17 protein-coding genes are annotated in these 21,152 nt (G+C 71.8%); 7 read left to right on the plus strand and 10 right to left on the minus strand.

The window, feature by feature from the left end; translation table 11 throughout:
* Window positions 1-660: hypothetical protein (locus D7V97_RS45360; protein WP_304988510.1), on the plus strand; the 660-nt coding region annotated here is incomplete at its 5' end.
* Window positions 661-691: 31 nt separating this feature from the next.
* Here the strand turns inward: D7V97_RS45360 and D7V97_RS19205 are convergent.
* From D7V97_RS19205 to D7V97_RS19215, 3 genes are read right to left on the minus strand one after another with little or no spacing between them, the layout of a single operon-like run.
* On the minus strand, window positions 692-3,205 hold the full coding sequence (locus D7V97_RS19205; RefSeq protein ID WP_158623400.1) for a bifunctional aspartate kinase/homoserine dehydrogenase I: 2,514 nt from the start codon (window positions 3,203-3,205) through the stop codon (window positions 692-694).
* The gene (locus D7V97_RS19210) at window positions 3,202-4,539 is read right to left on the minus strand and encodes an alpha/beta fold hydrolase (protein ID WP_120612105.1); all 1,338 of its coding nucleotides are present in this window, start codon (window positions 4,537-4,539) and stop codon (window positions 3,202-3,204) included. The genes D7V97_RS19205 and D7V97_RS19210 overlap by 4 nt, the downstream gene beginning before the upstream one ends.
* A 4-nt stretch (window positions 4,540-4,543) precedes the next feature.
* A complete protein-coding gene (locus D7V97_RS19215; protein WP_120612106.1) occupies window positions 4,544-5,833 on the minus strand; it encodes an O-acetylhomoserine aminocarboxypropyltransferase/cysteine synthase family protein in 1,290 nt (429 codons plus the stop codon).
* A 396-nt stretch (window positions 5,834-6,229) separates the two neighbouring features.
* Here D7V97_RS19215 and D7V97_RS19220 point away from each other — a divergent pair, with 396 nt between their 5' ends.
* The gene (locus D7V97_RS19220) at window positions 6,230-7,168 is read left to right on the plus strand and encodes a S9 family peptidase (RefSeq protein ID WP_158623401.1); all 939 of its coding nucleotides are present in this window, start codon (window positions 6,230-6,232) and stop codon (window positions 7,166-7,168) included.
* 7 nt (window positions 7,169-7,175) lie between these two features.
* Here D7V97_RS19220 and D7V97_RS19225 read toward each other — a convergent pair whose 3' ends face one another.
* Window positions 7,176-7,802: a glutathione S-transferase family protein gene (locus D7V97_RS19225; RefSeq protein ID WP_120612108.1), complete on the minus strand. Its 627-nt coding sequence runs from the start codon at window positions 7,800-7,802 to the stop codon at window positions 7,176-7,178.
* A gap of 80 nt (window positions 7,803-7,882) precedes the next feature.
* Entirely contained in the window at window positions 7,883-8,845 is a 963-nt protein-coding gene (locus tag D7V97_RS45945; protein WP_147444872.1) for an alpha/beta hydrolase, read from the minus strand.
* Window positions 8,846-8,932: 87 nt separating this feature from the next.
* Here D7V97_RS45945 and D7V97_RS19240 point away from each other — a divergent pair, with 87 nt between their 5' ends.
* Entirely contained in the window at window positions 8,933-10,120 is a 1,188-nt protein-coding gene (locus tag D7V97_RS19240; RefSeq protein WP_120612111.1) for a cytochrome P450, read from the plus strand.
* 12 nt (window positions 10,121-10,132) lie between these two features.
* Here the strand turns inward: D7V97_RS19240 and D7V97_RS19245 are convergent, their stop codons facing one another.
* From D7V97_RS19245 to D7V97_RS19265, 5 genes are all read right to left on the minus strand, one after another.
* Window positions 10,133-10,981 carry an aldose epimerase gene (locus tag D7V97_RS19245; protein WP_120612112.1) on the minus strand — a complete coding sequence of 283 codons (849 nt, stop codon included), beginning with the start codon at window positions 10,979-10,981 and terminating at the stop codon, window positions 10,133-10,135.
* A 4-nt stretch (window positions 10,982-10,985) separates the two neighbouring features.
* Window positions 10,986-12,641, minus strand: coding sequence for an L-glutamate gamma-semialdehyde dehydrogenase (gene pruA / locus D7V97_RS19250; protein ID WP_120612113.1), 1,656 nt, complete (start codon window positions 12,639-12,641; stop codon window positions 10,986-10,988).
* A 131-nt stretch (window positions 12,642-12,772) separates the two neighbouring features.
* Window positions 12,773-13,171: a response regulator gene (locus tag D7V97_RS19255; RefSeq protein WP_120612114.1), complete on the minus strand. Its 399-nt coding sequence runs from the start codon at window positions 13,169-13,171 to the stop codon at window positions 12,773-12,775.
* A gap of 147 nt (window positions 13,172-13,318) precedes the next feature.
* Window positions 13,319-13,603, minus strand: coding sequence for a hypothetical protein (locus D7V97_RS19260; protein WP_120612115.1), 285 nt, complete (start codon window positions 13,601-13,603; stop codon window positions 13,319-13,321).
* Between the two features lie 190 nt (window positions 13,604-13,793).
* Complete coding sequence (locus D7V97_RS19265; protein WP_120612116.1) at window positions 13,794-14,459, minus strand: serine protease; 666 nt, start codon at window positions 14,457-14,459, stop codon at window positions 13,794-13,796.
* A gap of 328 nt (window positions 14,460-14,787) precedes the next feature.
* Here D7V97_RS19265 and D7V97_RS19270 point away from each other — a divergent pair, with 328 nt between their 5' ends.
* From D7V97_RS19270 to D7V97_RS19285, 4 genes are all read left to right on the plus strand, one after another.
* Window positions 14,788-18,456: a serine/threonine-protein kinase gene (locus tag D7V97_RS19270; protein ID WP_233582977.1), complete on the plus strand. Its 3,669-nt coding sequence runs from the start codon at window positions 14,788-14,790 to the stop codon at window positions 18,454-18,456.
* A gap of 28 nt (window positions 18,457-18,484) precedes the next feature.
* The gene (locus D7V97_RS19275; RefSeq protein ID WP_120612117.1) at window positions 18,485-19,165 is read left to right on the plus strand and encodes a 2-hydroxychromene-2-carboxylate isomerase; all 681 of its coding nucleotides are present in this window, start codon (window positions 18,485-18,487) and stop codon (window positions 19,163-19,165) included.
* Entirely contained in the window at window positions 19,162-19,833 is a 672-nt protein-coding gene (locus tag D7V97_RS19280) for a hypothetical protein (RefSeq protein ID WP_120612118.1), read from the plus strand. The genes D7V97_RS19275 and D7V97_RS19280 overlap by 4 nt, the downstream gene beginning before the upstream one ends.
* Before the next feature lie 72 nt (window positions 19,834-19,905).
* Window positions 19,906-21,102, plus strand: coding sequence for an acetyl-CoA C-acetyltransferase (locus D7V97_RS19285; protein ID WP_120612119.1), 1,197 nt, complete (start codon window positions 19,906-19,908; stop codon window positions 21,100-21,102).
* Window positions 21,103-21,152 lie beyond the last annotated feature (50 nt).

Raw genomic sequence — 21,152 nt, forward strand, 5'->3', positions numbered from 1 at the left:
GGGCTGGCCCGTTGGGTGGGGGCCTACCGTCAGCCATTGGCCGAGGGCGAGCAGGCCGCGCTTCCGGACGGGACGCGCGTCACGGTGGTGCGCTGTGTCCCGCCCCGGCAGCTGCGCCTGCGCCTGGAGCGCGACGAGTGGCCGAGTGCGCGCACCGTGCAACTCCGCGTGCTGCCATCGGTGCATGGCGTCACCGTGGCGCTGCACGCTGAAGGGCTGCGAGATGAGGCGGATCGCGACCAGGTGCTCGCCCAGTGGACGCATGCCCTGGAGGGCTGGGAAGCGTTCTCCGGGAGGGAGGTGACGGTGAGTCCGGTGGAGTCCTTGAGCGAGGCCTCTGTCGAGCAGAAGGGCTCATCCGCGACAGAGCCTCCTGACCTGGAGCCAGGGCTCGCCCAGAAGGTTCGCTCGGACACGAAGAAGGCCGCGTCCGCGAAAAAGGCCATGCCTGCGAAGAAGGCCGCGCCCGCGAAGAAGGCCATGCCTGCCGCGAAGAAGGGGTCCGCTGCGAAGAAGGCCGCTTCCGCGAAGAAGGGAACCGTCATGAAGCGGGCCCTGGTGAAGAAGGGGCCCGCTGCGAAGAAGACGGCGTCCGGTGCGAGGACGGCGGCGAAGAAGTCCTCGTCCCCGAAGAAGGCCCCACCACGGTTGCGGAAGTAGGGCTTTCAGGAGCGCGCCGCCGCGCCCGCGCTCACCGTCCGCGCAGGCCCTGCGCGATCTTCAGGATGTCCGCGAGCACGCCAGCCGCCGTGACGGGGCCTCCCGCGCCCGCGCCCTGCACCAGCAGCGGGTAGTCCGCGTAGCGCTCCGTGGAGAAGGCCACGAACGCCTCCGAACCCCGCAGCCGCGTCGCCGGGTGGTCCTTCGTCACGGCCACCGGCCCGACACGCAGCACCGGCCCGTCCTTCGCCGCCGGGTCGATGCGCGCCAGGTAGCGCAGCACCTTGCCCTCCGCGCGCAGGCCCTCGATGCGCGCGGTGAATGTCTTGTCCAGCTTCTCCAGCCCGGTGAGGAAGCGCTCCACGTCCTCTTCCTCCAGGTACTCGCGCGGCACGAAGGGCTCCACCTCCACGTCCTCCATCGACAGGTCCAGGCCCTGCTCCCGCGCGAGGATGAGCGCCTTGCGCGCCGCGTCCGTGCCGCCCAGGTCCTCGCGCGGGTGCGGCTCCGTGAAGCCCTTCTCGCGCGCGGTGCGCACCGCGCGCGACAGCGGCACGCCGTCCATCAACTGCTGGCTCAGATACCCGAGCGTACCGGAGAACGAACCCTCCACCCCGTGCACCCGGTCCCCCGTGCGCACCAGGTCCTTCAGCGTCTGGATGACGGGCAGGCCCGCGCCCACCGTCGTCTCGTAGTGGTACGCGCGGTGGTTCAGGTGCGCGGTGCTCCGCAGCCGCTCCCACACCTCGCGCGGCTGCGTCAGCGGCTTCTTGTTCGCCGCCACCACGTGGATGCCCAGGCGGAAGGCCTCCAGGTACAGCGCCTCCATGCCGTCGGCCGCGGTGCAGTCCACCAGCACCGGCACCGGCAGCCGGCGCAGCGACTCCAGCAGCGCCTGCACCACGGGCGGTGACGTGCCCTCGGGCACCGCTTCGATGCGCTCGCGCCACTGCTTCAACGGGATGCCCTCCGGCGAGAAGAGCACCCGCCGGCTGTCCGCGAGCCCCACGAGATTGAGCTGGATGCCGTGCTCCTGCTCCAGCGTCTCCTGCAGCGTGCGCAGCTGTTCCAGCAACTGGCTGCCCACCACGCCGTGGCCCAGCACCAGGAGGCTCACCTCCTCGTGGGCGAAGTGGAAGGCCGCGTGCACCGTGCGCACCGTGAGCGCCGTCTCCGCCCCGTCCACGATGAACGAGATGGAGCGAGCACTGGCCGTCTGCGCGATGGCGCGCACGTTGATGCCCAGCGCGCCCAGCGGCTGGAACAGGCGTCCTGCCACGTTGGCGCCCTGGCCCATCGCCTCGGCCACCAGCGCCACCTGCGTCACCGGCGCGCGCAATTGGGGCGGCTGCAACGCGCCCCGCTCCAGCTCCGGTGCCAGCTCACGCCGCAGCACCTCCTCCGCGCGGGCCGCCTGCGCGCGGCGCAGCACCACCGCCACCGAGCGTCCTGGCGACGACTGCGCCGCCATCCACGCGTCGATGCCCGCCGCCTCCAGCGCCTGCAACGCACGAGGCCCCACCGGCCGTGTCGCCTCCTCCGCGCCGCCCTCCAGCCCCAGCAGCGCCAGGTCCTCCAGCGACACCACGCACGTGGGCACGCTGCCGTCGCCCGCGCCGCGCACGTCGATGAGGGTGCCGGGCGCGTCGGGCTGTTGCAGATGGCGCACGCGCAGCGGGATGTCCGCGTCGCGCAGCGTGGACAGCGCGCGAGGGTGCAGCGTGGGCAGGCCCAGGTACACCAGCTCCAGCGCCTCCGTGTAGCTCAGGTGCGGCACCGGCCGCGCATCCGCGACGTGGAGCGGATCCGCCGTCATCACCCCGGGCACGTCCGTCCACAGCGTCAAGGGCGTGCCCAGCAGCACCGACAGCACCGCCGCCGTCTCGTCCGCGCCATCCGGGCCCAGCGTCGTGGAACGGCCGTCGAGCGACACGCCCCGTCCACCCGCGTGCAGCGTGAGCCGCCCCTCCCACGTGGGCCGCAGCGTCGTCACCCGGTCGCGGGTGTGCTCGCGGTTCACGCGCGCCTGTCCGGGCTCGCCCTCCGTCACCGTCCAGTCCGCCGCGTCCACCTCCAGCGTCGGCACGCCGCGAGCCCCCAACAGCCGCGCCAGCAGCGCCGCCGTCAGCCGCTCCCCGGTGCCGCGCACCACGTCCTCCAGCGCGGGCCGCCGCTCGCGCACGAGGCTGGCGCCATCCAACGCACGCCGCGCCGGCTCCAGCAGCGACGCCAGCGTGCGCGTCCCGTCCGCCTCCACCGACGTGGAGCCCGGAGGCGCACCCAGCCGACGCTCGGCTTCTTCCAACATCAACAGGCCGCGCGCCAGCAGCCCATCCAGCTCCTGCCGGGCCTGCGCGGAGTTGCCCTTCAACGCGATGGACAGCGCGGCCTCCAGTCCGCTGGAGAGCCACGGCGGCGAGGACACGATGGCGGCGCGAGTGTTGCCCGCGTCGCGGCGCGACAGGTGCGTGGCCACGGACGCGAGGCCCAGGGCGTTGTCGAGGAGGAACGGCGCGTAGCGGGTGATGCTCACGGGGGCGGTCATGAAGTCTTCCGGGCGCGGGCGCCGGCAGGAGAGGGAATGCGGGCGCCGTCGCCCACGCCCGGAGGCAGGGCGAGCGCGCGGATCAACAGGGGCGCGAGCGCGTCCCATTCGATGAGGAAGCCGTCGTGGCCATGCACGCTGCAAAGGGCCGCGTATTCGGAGTGCAGCCCCTGCGCGCGCAGGCGCCGCGACAGCGTCACCATGTGCTCGGGCGGGAAGAGCTGGTCGCGGTCGATGCCGATGCTCAACGTGCTCGCTCGGATCCGATCCAGGCCAGGGCCGCCGCGCGGCGTGGGCACTCGCGCGAGGTCGTGGTGATCCATGGCGCCCAGCAGCGCCAGGTACGAGCGCGCATCGAAGCGCGCCTCCAGCTTCGAGCCCTGGTACTCCAGGTAGCTCTCCACCGGGTACAGCGCGCGCGACGACCACGCATTCGGACGCCGCTGGAGCGCGTCCAGGCCGGCTTCCGCGCGGTAGGTGAGCGTCGCCAGCTGGCGCGCCAGCTCCAGGCCGCGCCGGGGGGATTCGGGGTACTCGGGATCCAACAGGATGGCCTGCCGGGCCACGTGGTTCCAGCCCACCACCCACGCGGACGCGGACTCCGCCGTGGCGATGGGCACCATGCGCTGGAAGCGCTCCGGCGCGAGCGCCGCGAGGCACAGCACCACCATGCCGCCCAGCGACCCGCCGGTGACGAGCGCCACCTCCTCCACGCCCAGCGCGTCCAGCGAGGCGAGGATGGAGCGCGCCTGGTCCCACGGCGTGACGGTGGCGGGCAGGCTCCGCTCGTCCAGGCGCAGGTCGCCCCTGGGCAGCACCGGCGCGGGGCCGAAGCGGGTGTCGTCGGTGCGCTGGGGAAAGCCCTCGTCCGCGGGACCGAACGTGCCGTAGCAGGAGCCCAGGTTGTTGAAGCACAGCAGGCGCACGCGCGACGGATCCAACGGCCGACCCGGGCCAATGACGGGCTCCCACCAGCCGCCCTCGCCCCCGGCGTTCATGTCACCGGTGAGCGCGTGGACGAGCAGCACGGTGGGCACGGGCGTGGGCGCGCGGCGCGGACCATTGCGTCGCGCGTTGGCGGCGGCGTCGCGCAGCTCGGAGGCGGAGCGCCGCACCACCTGGAGGCGACCCGCGCGCGTCTCCTCCTCCGAGTGCACGCGGGCGCGGGACTGCAACCACGCGAGGTCCTCCGGGGGCCCCCACCACCAGCCGCGCACGAGATGGGGGGCCACGCAGGCCCCGGCCTCCAGCGGCAGGTCCGGCAGCGACAGGTCGAAGACGCGCGCGGTTTCCGAGCGCACGGGGAGGTCCACGGGATTCCTCACGGGTCGCATGGCGTCAGGCCGCGTTCAACGCCTGGTCCAGGTCGGCCAGGATGTCGTCCAGGTGCTCCAGGCCCACGGAGAGGCGGACCAGGTCGTCGGTGACGCCCGTGCTGGCGCGCTCCTCCGGCGACAGCTGCTCGTGCGTCGTGGACGCGGGGTGGATGATGAGCGAGCGCGTGTCGCCGATGTTCGCGAGCAGGCTCCACAGCTTCACGCCGTCAATCACGCGGCGCCCCGCGGGCAGGCCGCCCTTCACGCCGAAGGTGACGAGCCCGCCGAAGCCGCCGCGCAGGTACTTCTTCGCGTTGGTGAACGCCGGGTCTGCCTCCAGGCCCGGGTAGCGCACCCACTCCACCTTCTTGTGCTGCTGGAGCCACTTCGCCACCGCGAGCGCGTTCTGCGAGTGGCGCTCCAGCCGCAGCCGCAGCGTCTCCAGGCCCAGGATGAACGCGTGCGCGTTGAACGGACTGAGCGCGGGGCCCAGGTCGCGCAGGCCCTCCAGCCGGGCCTTGAGGATGAAGGCGGCGGGACCGAAGGCCTCGCGCAGGCGCAGGCCGTGGTAGCCGGGGTTGGGCTCGGTCAGCTCCGGGAAGCGGCCGTTCTCCCAGGGGAAGTTGCCGCCATCCACGATGACGCCGCCAATGGAGGTGCCGTGGCCGCCGATGTACTTCGTCGCGCTGTGCAGCACGATGTGCGCGCCGTGGCGCAGGGGGTTGAAGAGGGCAGGGGACAGCGCGGTGTTGTCCACGAAGAGGGGCAGGCCCGCGTCGCGCGCGATGGCGCCAATGGCGTCGAAGTCCGGCACGTCCAGGCGCGGGTTGCCCAATGACTCCAGGTAGAGCGCCTTCGTCTTCGGGCCAATGGCCTCGCGGAAGGACTCCGGGCGGTTGGAGTCCACGAAGCGCGTGGCGATGCCCAGGCGGGGCAGCGTCACCTTGAAGAGGTTGTAGGTGCCGCCATAGAGGCTGGCGCCGGAGACAATCTCATCCCCGGACTTGAGGATGTTGAGGATGCCCAGCGTCTGCGCGGCCTGTCCGGAGGCGACGGCGAGCGCGCCCACGCCGCCTTCGAGCGCGGCGATGCGCTTCTCGAACACGTCCGTCGTGGGGTTCATGATGCGCGTGTAGATGTTGCCGAACTCCTTGAGGCCGAAGAGGGCGGCGGCGTGGTCCGCGTCGCGGAAGCGGTAGCTCGTCGTCTGGTAGATGGGCACCGCGCGCGACCCGGTGGTGGGGTCGGGCGAATAGCCGGCATGCAGCGCGAGCGTGTCGAAGTGCAGCGGGCGGTCGTGGGGCGTGCTCATGACAAAGGACTCCTGTTCGCGTCGCCAGCGAAGGCGCGCGTGAGGGCAGGGCGGACGGGTGGCTCAGGACGTCAGGGAACGGAGGGAGGCGGGAAGGAGGGCTTCAGGTGACGGTGGGCGCTGCGACGCTCTTCAGCGGGGAAGCGAGAGCGGAGGCCTGGAACGACGAAGCCCACCAACCCTCGCGGGTGGGTGGGCTCGGTGGCTCGCCAGGGGCAGGCTGTGCGTCAGCCGGCCGCGGCGGGCTTGGGCCCACCCGGAACAGGCATCGAACACATGCACATGGCGGAGGTGACGGACATTCTGGGAGAAGAAGTAGCGGTGGTGCCGCGCGCTGTCAAGCCACCCTCCGGAACGTCACCTGCCCGTCACGCCCTCCCACTGCGTATTCCCACCATGCCGATGCCTTCCCGACTGCTCGTGTTCCCGGGCCTGCTGGCCTGCCTTCTTCTGGGCGCCTGTTCCCGTCCCGCGCCGCCCACCTCCGTGACGCTGCGGAAGACCTTCCGCACGGCCCTGAAGGAAGCGCCCACGCAGCACGTGTCCGCGCCCACGCCGCCCGCGGACCTCTTCGAAGTCGTGCGCTATCCGGCGCCGTTGGGGAGCAACGCGGCGTACATCACGCCCGTGCGCGAAGGCGGCAAGCGCCCGGCGGTGGTGTGGATCCACGGCGGCTTCAACTGGGGGCTGGATGACTTCGCGTGGGCGCCCGCGCCGCGCGACAACGACCAGAGCGCGCGGGCCTTCCGGGAAGCGGGCCTGGTGTTGATGCTGCCGTCGCTGCGTGGGTCGGACGACAACCCGGGCGCACGCGAGTACTTCCTGGGCGAGGTGGATGACGTGGTCGCGGCCATCGACTTCGTGGCCCAGCGCTCGGACGTGGATCCGGCGCGCGTCTACGTGGCCGGGCACAGCACGGGCGGCACGCTGGCGCTGATGGCCGCGGTGCTGTCACCCCGGCTGAAGGGCGCGTATGCGTTCGGTCCCGTGGAGGATGTCTCCGGCTACGGTCACTACGTCCCGCTGCTGGGCCGAGTCACGGGGCCGGAGCTGTGGATGCGCAACCCCGTGAGCTTCGTGGAGCACCTGCGCGTGCCCACGCAGGTCATCGAAGGCGCGGACAGGGGCAACACCGGCGCATTCGAGCCGCTGCGCACGGCGGCGAAGAGCGCGCCGCTGTCGTTCCTGGAGGTGCCCGGCGCAACGCACTTCAATGTGCTCGCGCCGGTGACGGAGTTGCTGGCGCGCAAGCTCATGGACGCGAAGGCGGAGGCGCCCCCAGTGCGGCTCACGGACGCAGAGGTCCGTGAGGTCGTGAGCGCCGAGCAGGAGTGACGCGTGATCAGCCCACCCGCGCGTTCGCGGGATACGGCGGCAGCGCGCCCTGGAAGCCCGGCTGCGCCTTCACGCGCGCAATCCACGCGACCACGGACGGATACGGCGTCAGCTCCACGCCTGCGTCCGGCGCGAGGTGCACGTACGCGAACAGGCCAATGTCCGCGACCGTGTAGCGCTCCTCCACCAGGAACGTGCGAGTGCGCAGGTGACGCTCCAGCACCTCCAGCGCGCGCACGCCCCCGGAGACACGCTGTCGGAAGGCTTCCGGCTGCAGGGCCTCGCGGCCGGTGAGCCGCCAGTAGCGCGCGGTGCCCAGGTTGGGCTCCACCCCGTTCTGTTCGAAGAAGAGCCACTGGTGCACCTGCGCCCGCGCGAAGCGGTCCTCGGGCAACAGGCGCGTGCCCTCCGCGAGGTACAGCAGGATGGCGTTGGACTCCGCGAGGAACCGGTTCTGCTCCGGCTCCAGCACCGGGATGCGGCCGTCCGGGTTCTTGTTCGCGTGGAAGTCGGCGGTGTGGCTCTCACCCGCGAAGATGTCCACCGGCACCAGCTCATACGGGATGCCAAGCTGCGCGAGCAGCGTGCGGACCTTGTAGCCATTCGCTGAAGGCAGGAAGTCGTAGAGGCGCATGACACGACCCTACGGACTCCACACACCTCGCGCACCCCGCTTCTTGCGGTGCAATCCACCGCAAGAGGCAGGGCCGGGCACTACGGCGCGGTGGTGGCGGCGTTCCAGACCTCCCACACGCGGCCCACCTGGTCGAACGCGCAGTGCCCGGCGCCGGTGATGACCTTGTCATCCACCGGGAACTGGAACCCCTTGAGGTAGTCCTCGGCCGTCCGGATGTCTGGGAGCAGCGGATCCAGGTCGCCGTACGTGAAATAGAACTTCGTGGGGCCGCGCAGCGACGCCTTCGTCGCATCCCAGTCCAGGGTGCCCGTCCACGGCTTCTCACCGCCACAGCTCAGCGCGTAGATGCCCGGGTAGCGGTCGCCGTAGCGCGGCAGGAAGCTGGCGGTGAGCTGGATGGAGCCGCCCGACGAACCGCCGAAGAGGATGGGGCCGTCCTGGATGTCCCAGCCCCTGCGCAGCGCCTCGATGACCTGCACCAGCGACGCCGCGTTCTTGCCCTCCAGGTCGCGCGCCTCCACGGGCGCATCCCCTTTGCAGTCGGTGCGCGCGGGGTTCGTCCACCACGCGCACTTGTTGGGCGCGAGCGCCGCCACATAGAGCGTGTTGTGTCCGTAGGTCCACCCGCCGATATCGAACAGCGCGCGCGGGTTGCTCCCGGTGTAGGTCGCGGCGCCGTCGCCGTGCAGGTAGATGGCCAGCTTCATCGGCCCGGGCGCGACGCCGACCTGGGGCTCGATGATCTTCATCTCCGTGTCGCCCACCTTCGCGACGCAGTACGACAGCGTGCCCGCGTCCGTCATCACCGAGCCCGTGCTCGTGCAGCCCAGCTTGCCGGACCCCTGAGAGCTGCCCGCGCCCGCGTCGACGCCCGCATCCACGTCCGTGCCCGCATCGACGCCAGCATCCACGTCCGTGCCCGCATCGGCGCCCGTCCCGGCGTCGACGGAGGTGCCAGAGTCGGGCGTGACTTCCTCAGGGTCGTCGGAGCACGCGGACAGACCCAGGGCGACAACGGCGGCGAGCACGAATCGGGGCATGAGACTCGGGGGAAGGGGGAGGCAGCGCCTCTGTTCAGCCGCCGGTATACCGGCTATATGTTTCCAGCCAGGAAAGGAAATTCTTCCATGAGCGGACGCGTCAACCTGATGGCCCCGGAGGTCCGGGCGAATCCCTACCCCGTGTACGCAGAGCTGCGACGCACGGCGCCGGTATGTCAGGTGGAGCCGGGCGGGCTGTGGGCGCTCACGCGCTTCGAGGACGTGTCCGCGGCCTTCAAGAACCCGCAGGTGTTCTCGTCCGCGGGGGTGCGCACCACCACCGCGCCGCCGTGGCTGGGCCACAACCCGTTCTCCGAATCCATGATCGTCATGGATCCGCCGCACCACATGCGGCTGCGCACGCTGGTGAGCCGTGCGTGGACGCCCGTGGCGGTGAGCCGGATGGAGCCTCGCATCCGGAGCTTCGCGCAGCTGCTCGCGGAGCGCCTGCACCCCGAGCGCGAGGTGGACTTCGTGGACGCCTTCGCCATGCCGCTGCCCGCGAGCGTGATTGGCGAGCTGTTCGCGTTGGATCCGCAGATGACCGCCCGCTACAAGCGCTGGTCGGTGGACCTGTCCAGCGTGTCCGGGACGACGGAGAAGGACACCCAGCGGCACGAGTCCATCCGCGCCACGGTGCGCGAGATGGAGGACTACCTGTCCGCCGTCGTCGCCGAGCGCCGCCGCAACCCGCAAGAGGACATGGTGTCGGACCTTGTGCAGACGCGCGTGGACGGCGAGGCGCTCTCCGACGCGGAGCTGATGAGCTTCCTGTTCCTGCTCGTCGTCGCCGGGCTGGAGACGACCGTGCAGCTCGTCAGCCACTGCGTGCGCATGCTGATGGAGCACCCGCACCTCGTCCAACGGCTGCGGGAGAACCCGGCCCAGCTGCCGCGCTTCGTGGAGGAGGTGCTGCGCTTCGAGCCCTCCGTGCACGGCCTGGTGCGCGTCACCACGCAGGAGACGCAGGTGGGAGGCGTGGTGATTCCGGAGGGCGCGCGCGTGGCGCTGATGGTGGGCTCCGCGTGCCGCGACGGCGAGCGCTTCAAGGACCCGGACACCTTCGACATGGACCGCGAGGGCGTGAACAACTTCCCCTTCGGCCACGGCATCCACTTCTGCCTGGGCGCGCCGCTGGCCCGGCTGGAGGCGCGCGTGGGGCTGGAGGTGCTGCTGTCCCGCTTCACGCGCTTCACGCCCACGGGCCCGGTGAAGTGGAACACCTCCCTCACCGTGCGTGGCCCGCTGACGATGCCCCTCATCCCGCACGCCTGAGCGGGAAGCGCTTCAAGCCTCGATGTCGAACGCGAGCGACACGCGCTCGCCGGGCTCCACGTGCAACAGCCCCTCGCCGGTGGCCAGCGCCCCGGCGGCGGCCGTCCACGGCTCCACGCAGACGAAGTCCTTGCCCTGCAGCGTCCACACGACGAGCAGCCGGAACTCCGGGCTCCACGACAGCTTTACTGGCGGCAGGCCGGGCCCGCGCTCCAGCTTCGTCCCCGGCTGCTTGTGGTCGCGCAGGTGCATGTCCACCTCCTGCGCGGTGAGGTCGAAGCCGGTGAAGGGCACCTCGTGCTTGTCGCGGTTGTCCCACGCGTGCGTGGCGTCCGTGTCCACGCGGGCCTGGGCCTTGTTCGCCTGCGGCACGCGGAAGTACGGGTGGTAGCCCAGGTGCAGCGGCAGGGGCCGCGTGTCCCGGTTCTCCAGGTCGAAGTCCAGCGTGAGCCTGCGGCCCGCGAGCGAGAAGGTGAGCTGCGCGTCGAAGGCCCACGGGTATTGGCGCAGCGTCTCCTCCGACGACGTGAGCCCCAGCACCAGCAGCGACCCTTCCGCCTGCCGCACCGTCCACGGCAGCCGCCGCGCGAAGCCGTGCTGCGGCAGGGTGTACGCCTTGCGGTCCGCCGGATACGTGTCCCCGGGCAGGGGGCCGGCGATGGGGAACAGCACGGGGATGCCCCCGCGCACGTTCTTCGTGAGGTCCGCGACGGTGCCCTCATCCAGGAAGAGCACCTCGTCACCCTCCACCACCATGCGCGTGACGAGCGCGCCGCGCGTGGGAATCACTTCCACGCGGCAGCCGCCGTCCTCCAGCGCGTAGGTGTCCAGCCCCGCGATGCCCGGGAACGGTCCGCTCATGGGACTAGATGGCCCCTTCCTTGGGGTCGCTGTCCATGAAGGGGTAGGGCACCTTCACGGGCGGCGCGAAGTTCTCCTTGATGGTGCGCGGGCTGGACCAGCGGAACAGGTTGATCATCGACCCGGACTTGTCGTTGGTGCCCGACGCCCGGCTGCCGCCGAAGGGCTGCTGGCCCACCACCGCGCCCGTGGGCTTGTCGTTGATGTAGAAGTTGCCCGCCGCGCTGCGCAGGCCGCTCATCATCGTCTCGATGGCCTTGCGGTCGCGCGCGAAGATGGCGCCGGTGAGCGCGTAGCTGGCGGATTGGTCGCACTCCTTCAGCGTCTCCTCGAACTTCGCGTCCGGGTAGACGTACACGCCCACGAGCGGCGCGAAGATCTCCTCCGTCATGATGCGGTGGCGCGGGCTGTGGCACTGCACCAGCGTGGGCTGCACGAACCAGCCCTCGCTGCGGTCCGTCCCGCCGCCCGCGATGATGGTGGCGTCGCCGCCCGTCTTCGCCAGCTCGATGTACGAGGACACCTTCTTGAACGAGCGCTCGTCGATGACGGCGCCCATGAAGTTCCGGAAGTCCGCCACGTCGCCCATCTTGATCTCACCGATGAGGGCCTTCAGGCGCTCCTTCAACTTCGGCCACAGCGACTCCGGCACGTACACGCGGCTGGCCGCGGAGCACTTCTGGCCCTGGTACTCGTAGCCACCGCGCACGATGGCGACCGCGAGCGCCTCCAGGTCGTCCGCCGCGGACGGGTGCGCGAAGATGAAGTCCTTGCCGCCCGTCTCACCCACCAGCCGGGGGTACTGCTTGTAGCGGCCGATGTTCTCGCCCACCGTCTTCCACAGGCTGTTGAACGTGGGCGTGGAGCCGGTGAAGTGGATGCCGCCCAGGTGGGGGCTCGCCAGCACCGGGTTGCCCACGGTGGGGCCGTCGCCGGGCAGCATGTTGATGACGCCCTCGGGCAGGCCCGCCTCGCGCAAGAGCTCCAGGCCGTACCACGCGCTCAGGGCCTGCGTGGAGGACGGCTTCCACAGCACCACGTTGCCCATGATGGCGGGCGACACGCAGAGGTTGATGGCGATGGAGGTGAAGTTGAACGGCGCGATGGCGAACACGAACCCGTCCAGCGGCCGGTAGTCCGTCATGTTCCACGTCTGCGCGGAGTTCTCCGGCTGGAGCGAGAGGATCTGCTGCGCGAAGTGGACGTTGTAGCGCAGGAAGTCGATGAGCTCGCACGCCGCGTCGATCTCCGCCTGGTGCGCCGTCTTGGACTGGCCCAGCATGGAGGACGCGTTGAGCAGCGGGCGGTAGCGCGTGGCGAGCAGCTCCGCGGCGCGCAGGAAGATGGCCGCACGCGCATGGAAGGGCATCCGCGCCCAGTCCTCCTTCACGCTCATCGCATTCTGGATGGCCTGCTCCACGTGGCCGGCTTCCGCCTCGTGCAGCGTGGCCAGCACGTGCTTGTGCCGGTGGGGCATGCGCACGGTGTCCGTCTTGCCGGAGTGCACGTGCTTGCCGCCGATGACGACGGGAATCTCGATCTGCTCCCCGCTCATGCGCTTGAGCGTGGCCTGCAGCTCGGCGCGCTCGGGGGTGCCGGGGGCGTGGGAGAGGACGGGCTCGTTCTTGGGAGCCGGGACGCGGGGAAAGGCGTTGAGCACGCGAGGACCTCGGAAAGGGAAGGTGGGCGCAAGGTATAGCCCCACCGCCTCCCCAGGTCAGCGCAAGAAGCCCGGGGCGTCCGCGCCGCGACACAGGGCGCGGCCTCAACCACCCCCGGCTTGCGGCCGGCTCAGCCCTCGCCCGCGGCCTTGGCCGTGTCCACCCGCGTGCGCTGCAGCACCGCATGCAGCTGCGCGATGAGGTGCGGCGGCTTCACCGGCTTGACCAGGTACGCATCCGGCCGGGGCTGCGTGGGGTCCAGGTCCGCGCGTGGCGGGTAGCCGCTGACGAACACCACGGGCAGGTGCACCAGGGACGGCTCGGCGCGCACGCGGCGGCACAGCTCGTACCCGTCGATGCCCTCCATGTTCACGTCCGACAAGAGCACGTCCGGCGGCTCCGCCAGCGCATGCGCCAGCCCTGCCTCACCGTCCGGCGCCACCATGCAGTCGAACTCCCCGGACAACAGCAGCCGCAGCGTTTCGCGCATGGTCCAGGAGTTTTCGACGATGAGGACCTTGGGCTTCACGGTGCTTCGACTCCCGGGAGGAAACTGCGGACAGCAGGGGGGAACTGGCGCCCAGCATCCCCCCACCGTGCGCACCGGGCAAGAGGTCCCCAGCTACCCCGATCAATTCCAGAAAGCCTCCCACTCAAGGCTTTGCCGCCCAGGTCGCTAATCCTCCGGTGGAGGGTTCACGAGCCCGCGCCGGGAAACCTCGGAGTCCGCCTCTTCGTCGCCGCGCGCCTCCCGCTCCGGGGTGTCCTCGGGGAGCCATTCCTCGCCGCGCTCCACGCCCGCCTCCCAGGCCGACTCGTCCACGGGGCCGGGGTTGGCGGGCTCGCGGGCCGCGGCCTGGGCGCGCTCGTGGCTCAGCTCCGCGGCGGCGCGATCCTGCGCGTCCTCCAACTGCCCCCGGTTGCGAGGTTGGAAGTTCTTGCTGTCCTTGTTGCCGGCCATCGTGTGTCGCCTCCGGTCGCGCTGCGTCTTGGAACCTGGAACCTGGAACAAGGTGGGCCGCGCCACGGCGACCGGGCAATGACGGCGCGGGGAGAGTCCGCCTGCCCGGCCGGCCAGGGGCGGGGAGGGAGCGCCCGTGTCGCGCCGCGCCATGCCGCGGCGTCGTGGCTGCGTCGCGGCTTCCGTGGCCTCAGGGCCGTGCGGGCGGCGTGCTCCGGGCCAGCGACTCCGGGCCTTCCCGCGAGAGGCGTTGGACCTCCGGCGCGACGTCTGCGGTGGGCGCGGCGATGCTGCACCGCGCGCCGCCGTGCACGAGCCCCACCACGCGCATCCGGGCGTCCACCAGGGGCGCGCCCGAGTCTCCCGGGATGCCGTGCATGCTGGTGAAGAGCGCGGCGGGCACGTCCGGCAGCGAGGGACAGCGGCCCAGCCGCTCCAGCATCACCTGCTGCGGCTCACCGGGGCGATCAAACCGGCCGGTGAAGACGAGCAGCTCCCCGGGCGCGGGCAGCGCTCCGGCCACCTCCAGCGGGGCCACGGGTGCCTTCGCCTCCAGCTCCATCAGGGCCATGTCCCGGCCCCGGTCCACGAACACGTAGCGCCCCTCCAGCCGCCGCCCGTCCTCGAAGTTCGCCAGCTCATGCCCGGCGGTGGGCGCGACGCAGTGGGCCGCGGTGAGCACATGGCGACCGGCACCCACCACCACGCCCGCGCAGTGCCCGTCGCCCAGCGTCACCGTCGCCGCTGCCGCCCGCTCCAGGCCCTGGGCTTCCCGGGGCTGCTGCTGGCCACAGGCCATCCAGGCCGTGACGGCCACGAAGGCCACCGCCGCTCCGCCCCGCTTCCATGCACGCATGCCGTCTCCCCCTGAGCGCGGGCCCTGGGCCCACGGCCTGGATGAAGGGTGTGCATGCGGCCCAGTGCGTTGGTGCAGAGGGCCGCCCAGCAGGCGTCCGGGCAGCCGCTGCCTGCTCGGAACCGCGGTGCTCCGGGCATGGCCGCGGGGGGCATGACCCCGGGGGGCACCTGCTCGGATGTCCCGGAGGCGCTGTCCATGAAACGTGCTATGGCTCACACCTCTGGATTCCGGCGCGAAACGGCCGGCCTTTTTGCGCGTGAGCGACGACGAGAAGACGACGGTTCTGGACGATCGCACCCGCCCTCCAAGCACGTGGGGGGACCGGGTGCGCACGCCCATCACGCTGCCGGGGGCGGCGCAGGGCGAGCGGCGCTCGTTGGAGCCGGGCATCGTCGTCACCGGGCGCTACCGCGTGGAGTCGCTCCTGGGCGAGGGCGGCATGGGCCGCATCTGGCTCGCGGACGACCTCCAGGAGCGTCGTCGCGTCGCGCTCAAGGAGATGCACGTCCCGGCGGAGCTGTCCGCGGCGAAGGTGGAGGAGCTGGTGCTGATGTTCCGGCACGAGTTCTTCGCCATGAAGAAGCTCCAGCACCCGTCCACGCTCAAGGTGTTCGACTGGGGCATGACGGAGGCCGGCAACCGCTTCATCACCATGGAAGTGGTGGGCGGCCACGACCTGAGCACGCTGGTGCGGGACGCGCCGCTGGACACGCGCACGCTGTACCGGGTGCTGATCCAGATGGCGCAGGCGCTGGCCTTCATCCACTCGCGCCTGTACGTGCACTGCGACATCAAGGCCAGCAACGTGCGCATCACCGAGTCCGGCGCGGTGAAGCTGATGGACTTCGGCGTGATGCACCAGCTGGGCACGCCCAGCCCCGGCAAGCTCAAGGGCACGCTGGAGTACCTGGCGCCGGAGTGGCAGCGGGGCGCGAGCATCGACGGGCGCGCGGACCTGTACTCGCTGGGCGTGATGGCCTGGTACCTGGCCACGCGCCGGCTGCCCTTCAAGCGCAGCAACCCCGCGGTGCTGCTGGCGGATCACCTCACGCGTCCGCCGCCGCGCCCGTCCACCCTCTGCCCGGTGGATCCGCAGCTGGAGGAGATCATCCTCCTGCTGATGGCGAAGGACCCCCGCGAGCGCTTCCAGGACGCCAGCGAGCTGTTGGAAGCGCTCTGCCACGCGAGCGGCGAGCCGTCCCCGGAGGAGCCGCTGTCGGCGCGCGCCAGCTACCTGCACGTGCCGGAGGTGGTGGGGCGCGAGGCGGAGCTGGAGGGGCTGATGAACGGCCTCGCGGAAGCGGACTGGGGCCAGTCGCGCGCGGTGCTCGTGGGCGGTCCCGCGGGCGTGGGCAAGACGCGGCTGCTCCAGGAGTTCGAGCTGCAGGCGAAGCTGGCGGAGCTGCCCTTCGGCCGGGGCCAGTGCCGCGCGGAGGGACTGGCGCCGCTCGCCCCGGTGGCGCAGGCCCTGCGCTGCCTGATGCCGCACACGCCCGGCGAGATGATGGACCGGCTGCTGCCGCGGCTGTCGCGCATGTTGCCGGGGCTGTCGCCCGAGGTGTCCGAGGACGAGGCGCCCGAGGAGAACCTGCGCGAGGGCGTGGAGGAGAAGGGCCGGTTCTTCGAGGCGCTGTCGGAGTGGACGCACACGCTCGGAGGCCGGCAGTCGTTCGTGCTGTGCTTTGAAGACCTGCAGTGGGCGGACAGCGCGTCGCTGGAGGCCCTCAACGTCATCATCCGCGCGCTGCACGGCACGCGCGGCATGGTGGTGGGCACGTTCCGCTCCGCGGAGCTGTCGCGCCTGAGCCTCGCGTTCCAGACGGTGGACGAGAAGCTCACCGCGCGCATGGACCTGGAGCCCCTGTCCGCCGAGAACGTGCGCACGCTGGTGGACCTGGTGCTGCCGGGGCTCTCCATGCCGGAGGGCTTCGTCCAGCGGTTGCACGAGACCACGGCGGGCAACGCCTTCTTCGCCACCGAGTGCCTGCGCATGCTGGTGGAGGCGGGCGCGCTCAACCGCGTGGGCGGCCGGTGGCAGGCGGAGGAGGGGCTGGGGACGCGGCGGCTGCCGGACAGCATCCAGGAGGCGGTGCTGGTGCGGCTGGCGAGCACGCCTCCGGAGCAGGTGATGCTCCTGCGCAAGCTGGCGCCCGCGGGCCGCATGCTGGACCTGCCGCTGGTGCGCGCGCTGGCGGGGCTGCCGGAGGCGGAGCTGTTCGCCGTGCTGGACGGCATCGTGGAGCGGCAGTTCCTCCAGGACGTGGAGGGCCGCTTCGTCTTCACGCACGACACCGTGCACCAGACCGTCTACGACAGCACGCCGGAGCCGGAGCGCAGGCGGCACCACGGCCTCGTGGCGCGCGCGCTCCAGGCCCTGCCCGCGGGCCGCGCGGGGCTGGTGCGCGCGGTGGGCTGGCACTACGCGCGCTCGGACGCGCCGCAGGAGGCCATCCAGCCGCTGCTGGAGGCGGGACAGGCGGCCATCGAGGCGGAGGCGCTGCTGGAGGCCACGCTGCTCTTGAAGGAAGCGGCGGGGCTGCTGGAGTCGGCGCCGGACTTCCCGGGGCGCGCGGATCAGCTGCTGCGCACGTGGGTGTCGCTGGTGGAGGTGGGCTACTCCAGCGACCCGCCGACATCGGTGGCGTACGCGGAGCGCCTCTTCGCGCACTGGACGGCCACGGTGGACGTGGAGGCCGGACGGCGTGAGGCGGCGGCGCGGCTGGAGTCGGCGCGCATGGCGACGCCCGCGGAGCGCGAGGAGCTGCTCTGCCCGTTGTTCCGCGAGGTCGCCGCGGACGGACGCATGACGCCGGTGGACGTCTTCTGGAAGCGCTCGGAGCTTCAGATCCTCCAGGGCATGGCGCTGGCCATCCTGGGGCGCACGGAGGCGCTGGAGACGCTGATGGGGAGCGTGGCCACCGAGCACCCGGAGGACTCGCCCTACCGGGCCGCGCTGTCCATCGCGCGCGCGACGCTGAGCGCGTACACCGGCCGCTGGTCGGGTGGGGTGGCCGAGCAGCGCCGGCAGGTGGAGCGGCTGCGCGACTTCCGCGACGCGGTGGGGCGTCCGCCCCGGCGGCTCGCGTGGGCGCTGGGCATGGGCGGCTACCTGCTCAACGTGAACCTGGCTCTGCGCGGCGAGCCGTTGGACGAGGACGTGCTGCGCGACGGGCTCGCGGTGGCGGAGGCCCACGGCTTCACCGACGTGCGCGCCTACCACCTCTTCGCGCAGGTGGCGCGCGCGGCCTTCACCGGTGACGGGCTCGCGTTCGCGCCCGCGCTCGCGCAGAAGGCGGAACTCATCCGCCGGTTGGGCAGCCCCCGGCTGATGGAGCGCAACCTGGCCCTCTTCACGCCGCCGTACTACCTGGAGCGCGGGGAGCACGAACTGGTCGCCGCGGTGGTGTCGCGCGCGGAGGCGCTGGCGCGGGTGCTGCCGGAGGACCGCTGGCTGCAGGCGCACGTGCAGGTGTACCAGGCGTGCCGCGACGTGCTCTTCGAGGACGCGTCCGCCGCGCGCGAGTCGCTGCCCCGGGCCCTGGAGGCCGCGCGCCAGGGCGGCCTGCGCATGGAGACGCTGGTGCGCGTGTACCAGTCGCGCTTCGAGCGCGAGCAGGGCCGGCTGCCCGCGGCGCTCGCCGCCGCCCAGGCCGCCCTGGAGCGCGCGTTGGATCCGGTGCTCGCGAACCCCTGGGATGAGATCCTGGCCCGCCGCGCGCTGGCGCCGCTGGTGTCCAAGGAGGACGGGGACGCGCACCTGCGCCGCGCGCTCCTGCTGGCTGAGGCCACCGGGAACGTGCTGCAGATGGGGCTCGTGTACCTGCAACACGCGGAGCGGCACGGCACCCCGGAAGAGGTGATGCTGGAGCTGGAGATCGCCGAGCGGGCCTTCGGCACCGCGAAGGCCACCCACCTGCAACAGCTGGCCAGCTCCCTGCGCGGTCCGCTGTCGCGCCAGCAGTCGGGTCACGGTGACGTGAAGCGGAGCGCCTGACGGGCGCGGGCGTGGGTAGGATGGCCCCATGGCCTCCTCCTCCCCCCTGCGCTTCTGCCTGGACTACCTGTCGCCGTACGCGTACCTCGCCTGGCTCAGGATGCCCGCCCTCGCGGCGCGCCACGGGCGCACGCTGGAGCCCGTGCCGGTGCTGCTCGCGGGGCTGCTCAACGCGCTGGGCTCGGTGGGGCCCGCGGAGATTCCGGCCAAGCGCGTCTACGTCTTCAAGCAGACCTTCCGCATCGCGCACGAGCAGGGCGCTCCCTTCACCCCTCCGCCCTCGCACCCGTTCAACCCGCTGCTGTCCCTGCGCGTGACGGCCGCGGTGGACGACGTGGAGGCCCGCACGCGCCTTGTCACCGCGCTCTACACGGCGGCGTGGGGCGAGGGCCGGGGCATCGAGACGCCGGAGGAGGTGGGCGCGGTGCTCACGGCGGCGGGCTTCGACGCCCAGGCGCTGCTCGCGGCGGCGGCCACGCCTGAGATGAAGGGGCGCGTGCGGCGCAACACCGAGGAGGCGCTGGCCCAGGGCGCCTTCGGCGTGCCCTCCGTGCTGGTGGACGGGGAGATGTTCTGGGGCGTGGACTCGCTGGGCCACCTGGAGCGCTTCCTGGAGGGGAGGGATCCGCTCACCCCGGCGGACCTGGCGCGCTGGCAGCACCTGCCCGCCACCGCGTCGCGCGGCCAGGACCGGAAGCCGCTGCCGTGAACGTCCTCGGGCAGCTGGGAGTCGTCCTCGGGGGCCTGGCGCTGGCGGCCGTGCTGCTGCGGCTCAACTTCTGGCGCGCGCTGCTCTTCCTCTTCCCCGGCACCGTCCGCATCGAACCGGAGGCCCCCGCGGACCAGATGGACCTGCCGGACGCGCTCGCGCCGCTGGCCGGCCAGCTCCAGGCGCTGGGCTTCACCCCCCTGGGCAGCCACGAGGAGAAGCCCCTGCTCCAGCGGGCCACCCGCTCCTACGACTGGGCCCACCCCGGCGAGCGCGTCTTCGCCACGCTGCACCTGGGGGCCGACGACCTGCCCCGCCTCTACCTGCTCACCCCCCTGGCAATGGGGGGCCCTGGGAGCTCTGGGGACGGCTTCGTCGTCACCGCCAGCTACCGGCGCCCCGCGCTGGACCTGCCCGGCTACCGCTCCGGTTCACTGGACGACGCTTCGCCGGAGCGCCTGCTGCGCGCGCATGTGCGCCGGCTGGAGGGGTTGGGCCCCGTGGCCGTCAGCAACTTCACCTGGGAGGGCCGGGTCCAGGCCGGGCGGGCCTGGTACCAGGGCCTGGGCCGCAAGGAAATCCGCCGTCAGAACCTCCAGGGGTTGTTGTGGACGGCCATCGCGCTTGCCATCGTCGCCAGCTCCTTCCTGGGCAGGCGCGCGGGCTGAGCCCCCGCCCGCGTTTTCCACCGCACGTCACGCGTGCACCGGGCGCCCCGGAAGAGTAGGGAGACGAGCACCATGAAGAGTGTGTCCAAGAACGAGGAAATCTACTTCCTGTCCGGCAAGCGCACCCCGTTCGGTACCTACGGCGGCAGCCTCAAGGACCTGAGCGCCACCGACCTGGCCGTGGAGTCCGCCCGCGCGGCCCTCGCCCAGGCGAAGGTGTCCCCGGAGCAGGTGGAGCACGTGGTGTACGGCAACGTCGTCCAGACGAGCTCGGACGCCATCTACCTGCCGCGCCACGTGGGCCTGCGCACGGGCGTGCCCGTCCCGGTGCCCGCGCTGGGCGTCAACCGCCTGTGCGGCTCCGGCTTCCAGGCCTTTGTCACCGCCGCGGAGATGATGCTGACGGGCGGCGCCGAGTGCGTGCTCGCGGGCGGCACGGAGTCCATGAGCCAGGCGCCCCACGTCATCCGCGGCGCGCGCTGGGGCCTGCCGCTGGGCAAGGGCGGCCTGGAGGACATGCTCTGGACGGCTCTGACGGACAGCTACACCGGGCAGGCCATGGCCCTCACCGCCGAGCAGCTCGCGGTGGACTACAGCCTCACCCAGGACGACGTGGACCAGTACGCCGTCCTCTCCCAGAAGCGCTTCGCCGCGGCCCAGGAGGCCGGCCGGCTGGGGGATGAGATTTCCCCGGTGACGCTCAAGGGCAAGAAGGGCGACACGGTGGTGTCCCGGGACGAGCACAACCGCCCGGAGACCACGGTGGAGGGGCTGCGCAAGCTGCCCAAGGTCTTCAAGAAGGACGGCGTGGTGCACGCGGGCGCCGCGAGCGGCATCTGCGACGGCGCGGGCTCCATGGTGATGGCGACGCGCAGCTTCGTGGAGAAGCACGGCCTCACGCCGGTGGCCCGGCTGGTGAACTGGGGCGTGGCTGGGTGCGACCCCAAGGTGATGGGCATCGGCCCGGCGCCGGCCATCCGCAACCTCCTGAAGCGCGCGGACGCGAAGCTGTCCGACGTGGACCTCTTCGAGGTGAACGAGGCCTTCGCGCCCCAGTACCTGGCGGTGGAGAAGGAGCTGGGCCTGCCACGCGACGCCACCAACGTCAACGGCGGCGCCATCGCCGTGGGCCACCCGCTGGGGGCCTCCGGGGCACGCATCACCATGACGCTCACCTACGAGCTCAAGCGTCGGGGCGCTCGCTATGGTATCGGCTCTGCCTGCATTGGTGGCGGCCAGGGCATCGCCGTGCTGGTCGAGGCGCTCTAGGCATCGTCGAAGCAGGCGGGGCAGCCGGGGCTGGGGACACGGGGTACGGG

It is taken from the genome of Corallococcus sp. CA053C (assembly GCF_003611675.1).
GTDB lineage: Bacteria > Myxococcota > Myxococcia > Myxococcales > Myxococcaceae > Corallococcus.

Excerpts from the sequence above, each read along its gene's own strand:
- D7V97_RS19205 (WP_158623400.1), bottom strand. The coding sequence starts at position 3,205 with ATGACCGCCCCCGTGAGCATCACCCGCTACGCGCCGTTCCTCCTCGAC.
- D7V97_RS19210 (WP_120612105.1), bottom strand. The coding sequence starts at position 4,539 with ATGCGACCCGTGAGGAATCCCGTGGACCTCCCCGTGCGCTCGGAAACC.
- D7V97_RS19215 (WP_120612106.1), bottom strand. The coding sequence starts at position 5,833 with ATGAGCACGCCCCACGACCGCCCGCTGCACTTCGACACGCTCGCGCTG.
- D7V97_RS19220 (WP_158623401.1), top strand. The coding sequence starts at position 6,230 with ATGCCGATGCCTTCCCGACTGCTCGTGTTCCCGGGCCTGCTGGCCTGC.
- D7V97_RS19225 (WP_120612108.1), bottom strand. The coding sequence starts at position 7,802 with ATGCGCCTCTACGACTTCCTGCCTTCAGCGAATGGCTACAAGGTCCGC.
- D7V97_RS45945 (WP_147444872.1), bottom strand. The coding sequence starts at position 8,845 with ATGCCCCGATTCGTGCTCGCCGCCGTTGTCGCCCTGGGTCTGTCCGCG.
- D7V97_RS19240 (WP_120612111.1), top strand. The coding sequence starts at position 8,933 with ATGAGCGGACGCGTCAACCTGATGGCCCCGGAGGTCCGGGCGAATCCC.
- D7V97_RS19245 (WP_120612112.1), bottom strand. The coding sequence starts at position 10,981 with ATGAGCGGACCGTTCCCGGGCATCGCGGGGCTGGACACCTACGCGCTG.
- D7V97_RS19260 (WP_120612115.1), bottom strand. The coding sequence starts at position 13,603 with ATGGCCGGCAACAAGGACAGCAAGAACTTCCAACCTCGCAACCGGGGG.
- D7V97_RS19265 (WP_120612116.1), bottom strand. The coding sequence starts at position 14,459 with ATGCGTGCATGGAAGCGGGGCGGAGCGGCGGTGGCCTTCGTGGCCGTC.
- D7V97_RS19275 (WP_120612117.1), top strand. The coding sequence starts at position 18,485 with ATGGCCTCCTCCTCCCCCCTGCGCTTCTGCCTGGACTACCTGTCGCCG.
- D7V97_RS19285 (WP_120612119.1), top strand. The coding sequence starts at position 19,906 with ATGAAGAGTGTGTCCAAGAACGAGGAAATCTACTTCCTGTCCGGCAAG.